Annotated in this window: 3 protein-coding genes; all 3 read right to left on the reverse strand. The window is 37.2% G+C overall.

The genetic code is table 11. The features are described 5' to 3' along the window. Positions 1 to 25: 25 nt before the first annotated feature. The 3 genes from ACLRVU_RS02710 to ACLRVU_RS02720 all read right to left on the reverse strand — a co-directional run bounded on the left by ACLRVU_RS02710 (position 26) and on the right by ACLRVU_RS02720 (position 15,232). The gene (locus tag ACLRVU_RS02710) at positions 26 to 1,843 is read right to left on the reverse strand and encodes a hypothetical protein (protein ID WP_412890576.1); all 1,818 of its coding nucleotides are present in this window, start codon (positions 1,841 to 1,843) and stop codon (positions 26 to 28) included. Positions 1,844 to 2,038: 195 nt separating this feature from the next. Further along, positions 2,039 to 2,863, reverse strand: coding sequence for a prepilin-type N-terminal cleavage/methylation domain-containing protein (locus ACLRVU_RS02715; RefSeq protein ID WP_412890577.1), 825 nt, complete (start codon positions 2,861 to 2,863; stop codon positions 2,039 to 2,041). A 108-nt stretch (positions 2,864 to 2,971) separates the two neighbouring features. Beyond that, positions 2,972 to 15,232, reverse strand: a complete 12,261-nt coding sequence (locus ACLRVU_RS02720; protein ID WP_412890578.1) for a SpaA isopeptide-forming pilin-related protein — start codon at positions 15,230 to 15,232, stop codon at positions 2,972 to 2,974. Between the last annotated feature and the right edge of the window lie 7 nt (positions 15,233 to 15,239).

Genomic DNA, 15,239 nt, shown 5'->3' on the forward strand with positions numbered 1-15,239 from the left:
TCTTTAGAATGGTTCTAAAACTTCTCTATTTTACTTCTTTTTTTCTCTTCTTTGCAATGTAGAACACAAGTCCCGCCACCACTGCGATTCCTACAGCACTTCCACCTATAATATAAGAAGTTTGATCCTGTTTCTTTCCATTTGCTAATGGTGTTTCATTTTCTTCTACTACTTCGGTTTCTGGTGTATCTTCTGTTGGTTCATTAACCAATTCCCCATTTTCATTTACAACTAGCGGTGTTTCATTTTCCGGTACAGTGATAACTGTTCGACCGGTTGTATAATCAATAGTTACAGTTGTGCCTGTTGGCGTTTCAACTACTCCGCCGTTATCACCCGGCAACACAACAACATCCTGATTTGCCAAGTCATCCGCATTACGGTAAATAAATGTATAACTGCGTCTTGTTGAATAGAATTCATGAGTATATTCTGTATCCTGTCCAGATAATAAGACATATTGGTTCCCGTTTGCTTCATAAGTACTAGGGACTGTAATGGTTAATCCGTCATTTACATTTGCTGTTGCTTTTGTTGTAAATAAGATCTTGTTTTCAGTTAAATCATAATATGAAATCGTCACTGGATATTCTTCAACGTTTAAATCTTTTTCATGGAAATAAACATTGTATTGACGCTGAGCTGAACCGAATTGATGCGTAATTGCTGTTGGCTGTTCTGGTGCTAAGATATAATTCACCCCTGCATCAGTCAAGCTTCCAGGAATATCAAATTTAACCGTTTTATCTACGCCTACCGTTTGATAGTGACTTTCCAAGATTTTCCCAGTTGTCACATCTACATATTGCACATACACATCATAAGGCTGATTTTGATCTGTAACTTCCTTAGTATACTGCACTGTATAGTTTTTAGTAGCATCCCCATATGTATGAGTGATGGTTCCGTTACCGGCTAATTGATAAGATGAAGTCCCTGCTTTAAAAGTAGAAGGAGCCTCATGTGACACTGTTTTTCCATTTTGTACTGTCAATGTTTTTCTAGCCAGCAACACATCTCCAACTCTGTAATCCACAGTTACATAATAAGGCAAATTGGCACTTTCTTCTTGAAGCTGATAACGTACATAGTACGTATTGGCACCATCATCATAAGATTGAGAAATATCGCCTTGATTCGCCATTAAAGTATAAGTACGGCTGTTATGTGTAATTGTTTGCGGTACTTGATAGTATCCGCCGTTGGCTTCACTTACAGTAAATGTATCGTTTGATTTAATCGTATTTCCGTCTTGATCCAAGAACACCACTTTTGACTGATACTCATCACGTGCCTGTAATTCATATTCGAAAACAATCGTTTCCGTTCCATAAGCTACTTCTTTATAATTCAAACCATCTTTCACATTGTAAACACGTCCGTTTAATGGAATCGAAACTGGTGCGCTTGCACTTGCTCCATTAACATTACAAGTAACATAAGTCGTGTCCTTTAATGAAACGCCATTGCTTTGATAATATACTTTAATACGATAAGAAGCAATGCTCGCTACAGCTGCAGAATAATCACCGTCTGTATTATTTTTCAACTGAAAATAAATAGTTCCGCCATTTTTATTCAAGCGAATTTCGTGAGTATTACTTCCATTCGCTCCAATATTCATAGTTGCTCCGCTCTCACTTGTATCTCCAGAAACAGTATAAGTATAATTCTTAACTGCACTATCATTATTAGTTACGGTAAATACACGTACATATGGATCATCACTGATCGCTGTTGAAATCGTCAAAGCCACAGCAGCATGTACATTTTGTGCAAATACAGTCATTGTTGAAAAAACAACGGTCAATGTTAATAGAAATTTTAATAATTTATTGTTCATCAACAATCCCTCCTTCATCCTTCCTTTTTACACCCCTATCATACCATTTAAATATCACAAACATATCACAAATCCTAAAATAATAGCCAAATAGTCAAATTTTCGTTATTCACTAATCATATGCAAAAATTATTTAGGGGATACAAAAAAGGAATAATTATTGCCAATTATTCCTTTTTCATAGGTATTTTATTCTTATTCTATGATCCAATCCACATTATTAAGATCAAAGACAGCATAGGTCACCTCGTTGTCCTGCGTGTCTTTTACCGTTTTGCTGACAATCGGCACCGTTGCTTTTTTCACAATTGGTTCTGAAGAAAAATCCGTGCTGCTGCCATAGTCGTATTGAATGACTTCGACACTGCTTCCTACCATATCCAACGTTATTTTTTGATTGCTGATGGTGATGGTATTGGAGCTGCCGCCATACTTTTTATAGATTCTAAAGCTGAAATTATTCAGATCATAGCCTTTTTCTTTAAGCATTTCCAGTAATACACTGCCTGTATTCGGTCCTTCTGAATCTAATCGTTCAGGACGACTGGCAATATTAAAATAATCATTAATCTTGCCAATAAAACTGCTGCTCAGCAATTCATTTCTTACCTGTTCATGAATAGTGATGTTACTTAAATCATTTGACAAAGTAAATTCCTGTTTTGCATCATTAAAGCTAACATATTTCCCATCAATCTTAACGACAAAATCTCCGGTACTGGTCTGACTTTCATTCAGCTTTATGGAAACCATTTCTCCATCTACTTCCGCTTTTTCCATCACTTCTTTGTGCCATGCCGTATCATTCACTTTTGCCAAAAGCTCTCCTCTAGCATACAGCCAAACCGATTCACTCTTTGTAACAGTCAAGACATTGTGTGCTTTATTTATTATTTTTGTATCTTTAGCATCTTCTACATATCCTGAAACTACCGGTACGACAATCGCCGCCAAAATAGCGATAATCACCAAAACTACGATAATTTCAATGAGCGTAAACCCTTTATCCTTTCGTTTCATACCCTGCTCCTTTACTCTTATTATAACGAAAAATGACATTTTTTCTATATTAAAGAAGAAATTTTTCATAAAATAGCGATTAAAAATAGTGGAGCCGGCATTGCTCCACTATTCAACTTTTTTTAATTTTCTTTTTTTCTTTTTCGTTTCTAATACTGTTCCGCTGATTATCCCGGCTGAAACTAATCCAATCAGCGACCAAGTCATGAATGAAGTTGGATCTTTAGTATTCGGATTATTAAATCCGTCAAGATCGTTCATAAATGATTTTGGCAAGTAAACCCCACAGTCCCATGTCATATCATAGCCTTCTTCATTCAGATAGAAAGGACGGCTGTAATACCAGTTATCTCCAAAGAGAGCAACACCATCAGAATCAATAGCACTGTCGCTTCCAACATTAGATAAAGTGACATAATATGGACGCTTAATTTGGAAACGCACACGATACATTCCCGCATTTAAATCAGTGAATAAATAATATCCTGCGGCATTGGTTGTTGTTCGACCAATAACTTGCCAAAATTGATCGTCACTTAAATCACCGGTTTCATTATATTCCAAGATAACCGGTATGCCGCCGATACCGCTGTTGGTTTCATCCTGCAATCCATTTTGATTCTCATCAAACCAAACATAATCGCCGATAGTACCATAAGAATCAATAATCCCGGCATCCCAAGAAAGATCCTTGGTATGATAGTTTAAATGGATAATGTCTGTCGGGAATCCTGCTCCCGGCAAATAAGTAGCTAAGGCATTAGAATCCAATTCACTGTCTCCATTTTTAGGAATAGTTAATTTTGAAGAGATTGGCAAATCAAAGACGATACGATAAACAATCTCAGTTCCATAATCACTTGATTTTAAATGTTCAAACAAATAATGACCGTTTTGATCTGTTACAGCCTGTGCTACTTGTTCCCAGCCAACACTGTTAGGTGAACGCATCTGTAAATAAACCGGCACATTCGCAATGCCATATTCCTCTTTTGCATCATCTTGAAGTCCATTCTGATTTGCATCAAACCAGACATAATCCCCTAAACTGCTGTAACGTGAGGCACCGCCGTCAATATGTTCGATCAAAGTATTCTGCGGTAAAGTAATGATGTCCGTAAATCCACTCCTTAAATCGGCACTCAAATTATATTCGACATCGCTGTCCTTACTGTCATCCTCACCAATATTGGCGTTGATCATCTCATATTCATCCGGGAATACAAAACGTACTTGATATTGTCCGTCTGATAGATGGTCAAAATAGTAGTGTCCATCTTCTTTCACTACCTGCGTAGCGGTTGGCGTAGCTTCAAGTGTTCCGTCAAGAGGATTAATGCGATATAGTTCTACCAGGGTATTAGGTACCGGAATATCATATCCATTATCTAAATCCTGCCGATCGTTGTAGTTGCGGTCCTCAAAGGCAATACCGCTGATTGCGCTGTAAACGGTTAATCCGGCATCAACAGACATATCATAGTCACGATAATCCAATTGAATCACATCGCTTCGCATTGTAAAGTCATTGACACGGTGCACAGCATTTGAATCATACTCACTGTCCCCCTGATAAGGAATAGTAAAGCTATAATGCTCGTTATATCCTCCGGTCACAACCTGAGAGGTATCAAACTCAACAATATACTCTCCTTCAGAAAGGTCATTAAATACATAGTAACCTTCTTTATTGCCATAGCCGAACGTCGTTTTAGTTTTGGCAACAAGACTTCCCAGACTGCCATCATCATTAGCGTGATAAACACGGACAATGACACCGTTGATTCCTTTTTCATCTTCATCCTGAATGCCGTTGCGATTCGTATCGATCCATACATAGTTCCCTAATGCACCTAAAGCTGTGAAACCAGCATCCAAGCTGTTATTGACTTCTCCTACATAATTCGTTCCTTCTTTTGTCGCCGTCAAGCGAACAATCGGAGTTAATAAATAAGTATCCAAGTCATTTTCATCATTGCCAATATCAGAATCCAACAAATCATCATCACCAACATTCGGAAGTGTTGGGATGTATTGATAACGGGATTCATCATGCGGCTTTTCAAATTCTACTTGATATTCATAAATGATATTGCCGGCAAAATCATTTGGATCCGTTGAAGCTTTCGATGCTCCATTCACCGGAACATTGCAATCCAAATCATCAAATTCATAATAACCAGCAGATGAAGTGATGGTTGTATTGATTAAACTGCGAACAGTCTCAGCAACTCCATCAACATATCTCGTTTTATATTGATATAGCTTTACGCCAAGCCCGGCAATTGGAGCGTCACCTTCATCCTGCAAGCCATTACGATTAATATCATAGAATGCATAGTCTCCAATCTTTCCTTTTGGCATGGATAGTTTTACTTTTACTTCATAATTTTCCGTACGGTTATTGCTGGCAATCGGTGCATCGCGCATTCCTCCGCGACTAACTGCAACCATTGCTGAATTGGCAATATATTCATTTTCAAACTCATCTAATTCGTCCGCACTGTATATCGGTGCCTGCATCTGAATACCAATGCTCAGAGATTCTCCTTTTTCAAAATACTGACCATTGTCACAGCTGATTTCCACTGCAATCGCACTGACATATTTTAAATCATCATCGGTAATTTCATCCGCAGCATACCATGTGTGTACTCCCTTTTGCCACTCTGCATCGCTCATAGTGCTATAAAGGATTGGCAAATCTTCTGTCGTCGTTACTTTTTGACGCGCTTCTTTTGTCCATTTAACCCACTTTTCATCATAGTTACGACTATCAATGCAATAAAAGATTTTAGCTGAAGCATAATCAGGAATATTTAGTAAATCAATTGACTTTAATAGGGCTTCTTTCTTCAAGGTTGTAGAGCGATCAAATACTAAGGCACTATCGTTATCACGACTGGTTAATGTATCCCCATAAAATGGCAAGATATCGACAATACGAATACGATCCACCGGTGTATCCGAATCATCTCCGTTTTTAACGTTAATTTTATAATCAATATTCCCACCCGAAGATGTCTGTGCAACACGATTATAATCTACATAGTCATCATCAAAGTCACCTTTTACCTGTTTATAAATATAAAGGGCATTGTTGTCATTCACTTGAATATCTGCATTAGCATTGGCATGTTTGTTTCCACCCACATCCTCACCTAATGCTTTATCCAATATCTCATCTTCTACTAAAGCATTGCTGTTGTGATCTGAACCATTCACACTAAAGCTGTTTCCATAAGGGTTTTCTGCAGATTTAACAATCTTTTCATCACTGTTTAAATAAGCTAACATCCATAATGGTCGTTCTTGTGAAGATGGCTGACTATATGAGATCGTTCCGGAAAAAGAAATCTTGAGCGATTCTCCCGGTTTTAAATTTGCTGCATCTCCATAGCTTTTAAATCTAAATGTCACTTTCGTGGTTGGCTGGTTTAAACTTTCTAAACCATCTGTACCTGGAATACGGGCTTCTTCTACACTTGAGAAAATCACTTCGATACTATCTTGATCGATGCTGACACCTGTCGTTCCATTGGCTGACATTTTCGTAATTTTAAATTGTTTTAAGTCACTGGCAGCTGTATCGTTCAATGTCATTCCTACCGGTAAATCAAAACTGATAACAGGCTGATTAAAATCTGCGCCATTAGTGGAAACATTTTGCGCAGTGATCGTATACTGCACCCTATCTCCCGGTTTAAATGTTTTAGAATCTCCATTTGGATTTTCAGCAACAACACCTAAGTTCACGGTTGGCACCTTTGTCTCTAACGCCGGAAGCAGAATTTCCACTGTTTCGGATTGTCTTGTTACAGTATTACGCTGTTCTGCTCCATTTTCATCTTTTACGATAAAATGATATTGTGCATCGGCGACATTTTGAATACGTCGAATTTCATTATAATCCGCATCGCTTGGTCGCTGATTAAATGTATAATGAATATCAAAACCATCTGATATAAATCCTTTTTCAATCCCTGTATACACCACTTTTACATGAGCCGCTTTTAATGATGGATCAATTGCTGCGGTGCGGCTTTGACCTTGATTTAATTTTTGAAGGTCTTTAAATTCTCCATAAGGCACTTCTTTCCATGTGTCACTGCCATACGTTTGATAATACAGCTTCGCATTAACTGACTGAGCGGAAGCTTTATTGTAGGCACGATAGATCGCTACCGAGTGAATAAAATATGCATCCTGATCCACATGTGAATCTTTTATATATTTTCCTTGACTGGCATCATAGTATTGAAGTTCTGTCTGAGTATCCGTAATTTCTATTGATTCAGCTTTTACCTTATTTGTCCCGTTGGCAAAATTACGAATGATAAAGACATTTTCATAAGAGTTTAGTGACAGGGATTGATCTGCCGTTACAGACTTCAAATCATTGGAAGTAATCCCTTTATGAATTTCTAAATTAAAATCCATTAAATCTTCTTTAGAAGTATTTTTAAATGTCCCTTTATTTTTATCATTCGCTTCATCTTTTATCAGATCACTCTGATGAATCGGATATACTTTAATAGTAGCTGTTATTGAATTGAGAGTATCATCTAAAACATAACCATCTGGCGCTTTAATTTCTTTTACATAATAGATTGTTCCATCCTTTTCAGCGTCCAATAAGTCACTCACAGCGTAACCAAATTCATTAGTTGTGACTTCACCTATTGCATTTGTATAAGTGGAATCGGAATAAATCCTAAAGACTGCTCCGCTTAATCCTTTATCCGTTAAACTATCCGTTTTATAAATAACCAAACGCCCTTTATCCGCTTTATTTTTAATTTCACCGTCTATTGTTCCATTTGGATAATACGTTTTTACTGCTGATTTTTGTGCTTCCACAGTAACCTGATATTGTGTATCTGAATACACGTAACCGTCCGGATTATCTAATGCATCGATTTCTTGAACATAATATTGTCCAGCTGGAACATCTGTCCAAATGATCTTTCCATCTGCATCTGTCACTTTTTCTTCAACCAAACGATTATCTGACCTATAAAGTCCAAAATGCACACCGCTGATTGGTTGGTTATCTAAACTAGGAATATATGATGAAACATCATCTATTTTCGTTATTTCAACTTGACCTAAAGCCTGATCAACCACATTTTCGCTTCCATCTGAATGAAGCTTTGTGATCTCCTTTTCCTTGATTTCAAAAGTGATAGGTTCTATCTTTTCAAAGCCATCCGGCGCTACTATTTCGACTAACCTGTACTGCCCCGGTTCAAGCATGAATGATGAGAAAGTGCCATCTTCTTTTGTCGTAATGGTATCACTAATTAATTGATCTCCCTTATATAAGCTGAAAACTGCGCCAGCTAGCCCGGTTCCATCCGGTTTAGCTTTCTTAAACTCAAACTTACCAAAATTCGGATAGTTTACAACCGCTTGGTCGCCAGTCAACTTTGTATTTTCTTCTCCCATTACGATGGTAATGGAATAAGAATCTTTGTTTTCCGCAAAACCGTCGACAGTTTTTGTTTCTTTCAAAGTATAAGTTCCAGCAACTAAGTTTAAAAACTGCACCTTACCATTCTCATCACTGACTTCTTTAGCTACTTCTTTGCCAGTCGCATCGTATAATGTAAACTCAGCGCCTTGAAGCGGTAATTTATCTTTTGAATTTGTCCAAGCAGCTACCTTATCAATGATCAAGCTGCCATAAGGATCATTCAATACCTCAATCTCTTTTGGAGTGCCATCAATGTTCGTTGTAAAAGAAATTTTATTTTCATCTAACACATAGCCGTTTGGTGCTTTCACTTCTTGAAGCTGATATGTTGTGTTAGGGAGCAAATCTCCAAAATAAATACCCGTATCGGTCTGATATATTGCAGTGGCAACCAGTTTGTCACCTAAATACAAATTAAATTGAGTACCTTCCATCTGCTTATCAGAAATTGGATTTTTAGTCTTTGAATCTTTCTTAATAATTTGGATAGACTGTTTTTTCTTGTTTGTAATTTGGTATTGAGATGCCTCATTGACTTTCTGCGCCTCTACACGATAAGGACCGTGCATATCATCATCACTGAAATAGCCTTCAGGAGTATTTATTTCTTTAAGACAATACTCTCCTTCTGGCAGCAGCGGCGATACTGCAATGCCTTGAGCATCCGTAGTAATGGTTTTTTGTAAAGACGAACAAGTCCCATCATCCAGTTTTTTATAAACCTCAAATTCAACATCTTTAAGTTTAATGTCCGGAGTAGATTCATCAACTTTTGTTATGCTGAATTGCCCATAATGCGATTCATTGACAATTTTATCCACTGCATTGCCAATAGGCTGCCCCTGTTCATCAATCGGTGTCACAGTCTTCGTTTCCTGATTGCTTGATATAGTGACCTTTCCTAAATAATCGGCTTGATAACCATTGTTAATACTGTCCGCTGTCACTTTTGTTTCTTTTAATACATAATCTCCGGCATCCAGCCAATTTTCACCAGCATTCATCTTGCTGCCATCTAAACGATAAAACGCAAGTGTTCCATCGGATTGAGATTTGGCTGTTCCTACTTTGGTTGAGTCATCTAACTGCAAGGTTTCACTATCAATCACATAACGATAAAGATCAAATTCGGCTCCTTCAATCGGTATTTCTTTTATGGTAAGCTCAATGAGCTGACGTCCCACTTTGTTTAAAGTCAGGCGTCCCTGTTCCATGTTGACGATCGTTATTGGATGATCCAATGCTTCTTGCAGAGTTGGATAATAGGTTGCCTCATATTTTCCTGTCGCAGCATTATAGATGCTTCCAGTAATTTTATTGGATTGAATTTCAAAGTCAAAACTATTGTTTTCATCTGCTGTATATCCGTTTTCAACAGATTGTTCAATTAAACGATATTGCCCGCTCTTTAATAAAATCGGACTTTGATAAATATTTTTATTGGTATCAATCGTTAATGTTTTTCCATTTTCATCTTTGTATTCGGCATAGTAGCCTGTTTCATTTTTAACGTACAATTTAAATACTGCCTGTAATTTCAAGGTTTTATCTGTATAAGCCGTTTTCATTAAAGTGAATTTTCCATAATCTGTCTCATTCACGATCGGATTATCAAATAATACTAAATTATCTTTCCCATCACCTTTTATATAAGATAAAGTGATTAAATGCCCTGTTACTTCATTAGGAATGATAATCCCGCTATTTGCTGGCAGTGAGGTATAATCCTCCACCACTAAATAGCTTCCCGGTTCTAACTGTTCAGTAATGGCAATACCATCTCCGACAGCTGCTTGTGTACCTGTCTGTACCTTGCTGACAAGTTCGACTGAATAGAAATTTCCATCGTTGCCTTTAATAGCACCTTCTGTTCCTTCTGATACTTTTTCTTTAATTTTATAAACGTTGAAATTAACTCCGTTTATTGATTCTTTCTGATCAGCAAATTTCAACTGCTTCTTAATCCAAATACGCTGATATTTATTGTTGACCACACTTAAAATCTGATCACCTTCATAATAATGATAGCTGCCGTCCGCTTCTTTTTTAACTGTCACAGTATGGATAGAAGTATCGCGCAAGTAGTTTTTCGGAGCTTTTAATTCAACGATATAATATGTCTTGCTTTCATCTACTTCGCCAAAATCAATCACACCGTTTTGTGTTTCACTTATGGATATAATGCCTTGAATTTGCTGTTGAAGAGGATCATTAACTAATTCCGCTAATTCTGCTTCTGACATACCGGCAACAGCTTTTGCCTTTTCTTCATTATCCAGTAAAGCTAGGACAGCTCCATTTACAGACTGCCCTGTACCATCTACCTTTTTACCGGTTGGTGAAATCGGCCTGAAATTTTCAATCGTGACTTCCGCTAAAGCTCCGGCTGAACCAGTTTGTACTTTCGTCCACTCTTTAAAAGCTTTATAGCCCTCCGGTGCCTGCACTTCTTTTAGGAAATAAGCTGTATTTGGTTCTAACAATCCCGAATAGCCGATACCATCCTCTGTAGCTCCATTTACGATCTTGCCATCGGCATTCACTAAAACAGCCGTTCCAGAGATAATCTGATAAGAAAGGTTAGATGAAACAACCTTATACTTCATTCCATCCACAACAATGACTTGTTCATTATCCTTTACCTGACTAAATTCTTGATTTTCTGCCAACTGATAAATATCAAATTTTGCATTATTCAAGTGTTTAGAAGAGTCTGCGGCATCTACCTTATCCACTTTAATTCTTGCTTTTTTACTGACATTATGAAATGTTGCCATGGCATTTTTACCTGCAGTTAATTCAACGACCTGAGGTGACTGCTGTTCATAATCTTTCTTTTGATCTTCCGACAGTACTTCTTCTATATAGTAGAATCCCGGAGTTAAATCACTGATCGTAGTCTTTTTGCCACTTACTAAAGTTGCGATTAAATTTCCGTCTTTAATATAATACTGGCCGTTGTAGCTGACTGCATCGGGTGTCGAAGCACTCGCTAATTTAGCGGCATATACGTTGAAGCTAAAGCCATAGGCTGGTAATGTCACTTGACTGCTGCCACTCCCCCAGACCTCATTCTTAACTAATTCTAATGAACCCATTGGTACATTTTGAATCGGTGTATCAAAATAATCTAAATTAATAATTCCTTTTTGAATCGTAAAATTATAAACTTGATCACTTAGAACATAATTACCGTTTACATTTTTTTCAATGACAGCATATTCTGCCGGCTTTAATCCATTAGATTCATATATACCTGTAGATGTATTAAATTCGATAACTTTCTCGGCAAAAGAGGCAATATTGTCTTTTGTCACTGAAGTGATGTCTACCCCATCTTTATAGCGATACAAAACAAAAGTTGCATTCACTGGCTGCTGAGTATTAGAATCCACTTTCTTTAGCTTAAATCGCCCTTTTGCATACGTATTCACTAATTTTAAAGTATTACTTTCTTCCTTAGTCGTCTTTCCGGCTTCTACATCAACAACCTGCGGAGCTAATGGTTCATAAAGTCCATTCGCATTATTTTCTTCTACCCAATATTTACCTTTTTCAAGCAGGATCGAACTTCCCATCCCATTTTGCCCGGTTTGAAGTGTCTTTAATGTTTTATTTTTATTTGCCTCCGCTTTATCTTCCACACTGTTATCACTCAATTTTGGATAATACCAAAATGAAATGCTTAGAGGCTCTAAAGTCGCTGTTCCGCTGTTTCCTTCTTGAAAGGCTGTTCTTTGTTTTTCAAGGAAGAATTTCCCTTTTGGTTCATTTTCTACAACAACCGACTTTTCTTCGATCACCAGTAAATTATCATCTGTATCCATAGCCGATGGTGCGACAAATTCATGAAGCTCAGAATCTAAAACATAGCCGTTAGGTACACTCACTTCCTGATACCAATAGGTTTTACCGGGAACGATATTAGAGAAAGTTGCAAACCCTTTTGGTCCCGTTGAAGATTCCTTGTACTTACTTAGATCATTTTTATCTTCATATATTCTAAACTTTACTCCTGATATTATATTTCTTGTAATGGAATCAATCTTCTTTATTCTAAATTTTATATACGGATCGTTTTTGATTTCATCTTTGATTGTCGTCAGGGTGTTATTAGTAATCGTGAAAGAAACAGGCTCTGTATTTAAAACATAACCATTAGGTGCCTTTGTCTCCAAAAGCTCATAATCTCCCGCAGGAAGGAAGACAGACACTGCTTCACCAAGGCTATTCGTTTTTAAAGTCATCATGATTTCTTTATCACTTTTACGAATGATCTTGAATTCTGCGTTTGCCAATGGTGCATTCGTCTTTGAATCTGTCTTAGTGATCTTTAACTGCCCCAAACTATCTGCTTTATTATTGATGTTTTCGGCTGTTAACTGACCACTTTCTATAGTGACCGGTATTGCCTCTGTTAGTTGTTGATAACCATCAGGATATTTTGTTTCTTTTAAATAATATTGTCCGGGATCTAAATAAACAATATTGGAAGAAGATCCCTGTGCATCGCTCACATCAATTTTAGGAGTAATCACCACCGGATTTCCATCAGCTCCAACAACGGGTTGAGTTAATTCTTGATCCGTATACACTTTAAATTCAGCTCCATCAATTGGCACAGCAAATTGAACCGAGCTTGAAAGAACTCCAAATTTTCTAACCATTAAACTTCCTTGTTTTTCATTAGTAATGATTATTTCTTCTAAATGGTTCTTTGTTACATGGACTAAAAAGAACTGTTCATCTAAAACATAATGCAGCGGTGCTTTTGTTTCTTGCACCACATAGTAGCCTTCCTCCAACGCTCCTGATTCATATTCTCCTTTAACTGAACCTTCTTTTAAATCATGGCTAACTAAGCCCGCAGGATTAAAATTTTTCAGTTCTTCATCAGTTAATGGCTGATTTTTATTGGTTAATTCATATATTTTAAACTCTGCTCCACTTAATAATGTCAGCGTACTTTGAGCATCTTTTTTTATAATCTTAAATTTACCCTTATTTGATACGTTTAACACATACGGATACTTTCCATCAAACTTGTCCATAGAAGCGGGGTAATTGACTTGGTTCGCTGCAACATGGATCTCCCAAGTAGTATGATTTTCTACGAATTCAGCATCATCATTGTTTTCGTTAATGACATAATCTCCTTCCGGAATTCCCGAAAACAGAACTAATCCTTGTTCATTGGAAGTTGCCTGATACACTTTAGATGAGTCATTTTTATTGGTTAAAGTAAATCGTACTCCTTGCAGCCAACCGGTATCCTGCTGTGTTGCATTAGACCCGCGTTTCCAAAAGGCTACATAACCATACTGGCTGGATGTATTCACCACTTCAATTGCCTTATCGTCCAAGATGGTATCATCGACTATAATTGTGCCATCTTCTTGCACAACTATCTTTTTAATCGGCTGTGCATCAAATAACGAAGGTGCACTTTCTTCTTTAAGGTAATACGTTCCTTTCAATAACTTCGTAAAAATAACTTGCCCATTTTCATCTATTTGTTTATTAATCAGCTGCTCCTTATCAAAATTTGAAGCAGGGGTTTGACACTCTAAATCGGTATACAATCCAAATTTTACAGGAGCTTCATCATGCACATAATAGATATCTTGCCATTCCTTTGTCATGATATTCGTTTCTTCAACCGGAATAGAAGGTGTTCCTGTTGTATTCACACGTACTTTTTTAGTTATCGTTAAATCATAATAAGCTGGATTATCGTTCTGCCAGCCAACTTGAACAGCCGCATTACTTTTCAAAGTCTGTTCATTCTTATTTAAAGGCTTATAAAGCAAGGTTGCCTGATTATCCAATATTTTTTGAATAAAAGGCTCATTGGCTGGAATTTCATATGCCCCATAAGGATATAAAACACTGACTGTATAAGTCGTATTAATAGGTGTTCCTTCCGGAATGAAGTTAGTATCCGTAGAACTTGTCTGATATTTATTTAACGAGCTTTCATTGAAATGAATCGTTTTGAGTGAGCCATCATCATTTTTATCCAGTGTATAGTCACTGCCCTCACTTAAGGTACGGTTTCCAACAGCAATGCTGACCTGCTGAGCTCCTCCACCTGCTGGATAACCTACAGGTAAAGAATCATATAAATCAAACTTTTCGCAGTCTAATCGTCCATAGCGGTTTCCGCTTGTTGCTTCATTCCCGGGACGCACTAAGATCTGATAGTTCACTTTATAATAATCTTTTCCATCTTGTTGAATGATGCTGACATCCTGATTTTCCTGTTTTGCAACAGTTTTTTGAACTTCCCATTCTTGATGAGCAGTAGAAATAATGGTTGCATTTGGAATTTTAATATTATTGATAGGAGTCGAAACAGATCCCACCAATTGATTTCCTGTCATGATCATATTATTGAAACTTGCTAAAGTTCCGTCCGGTGTTTTCAGGTTTTCAAAATGCATTTTTAAGTAAATCGTTCCTGCAGTTCCGGATGATAAAGTTCCTTTTGATGTTAAATAGACAAACTCAGTACCATCACCAAACTTATCTTCGACTGTTGCTGAATCAAAAATAGAATTGGCTTGCCCAGACATTGCCAATTCATCAAACTTGACATATTCAGGAAGCTGAATCGTGATCCCACATTCATTATAGCGTACATTATCTCCTCCGGAATTAACGGTATAACGGAGCGCCAAAAAGAACGGTTCTCCGGATTGAATATTTTCAAGTGTCTGACTTGCTCCGATTCCATTTACAATCTGTGATTCAAAGGAAATATTCGCTGTCACATTCCCAGCCGCATGAACACTAGGAATTCCTGAATGAATCAATGAAACTATCATTCCTAAAATCAAGATGAGAATATTTAGTTTTTTCAATACTGGTCGTATTTTTATTGTTTTTTTCATGAAGCTC

The sequence above is a fragment of the Beduini sp. genome, from assembly GCF_047239305.1.
GTDB lineage: Bacteria > Bacillota_I > Bacilli_A > Erysipelotrichales > Coprobacillaceae > Beduini.

What these genes read in the sequence shown, in the direction of transcription:
- ACLRVU_RS02710 (WP_412890576.1), bottom strand. Translation starts at nt 1,843, where the DNA reads ATGAACAATAAATTATTAAAATTTCTATTAACATTGACCGTTGTTTTT.
- ACLRVU_RS02715 (WP_412890577.1), bottom strand. Translation starts at nt 2,863, where the DNA reads ATGAAACGAAAGGATAAAGGGTTTACGCTCATTGAAATTATCGTAGTT.
- ACLRVU_RS02720 (WP_412890578.1), bottom strand. Translation starts at nt 15,232, where the DNA reads ATGAAAAAAACAATAAAAATACGACCAGTATTGAAAAAACTAAATATT.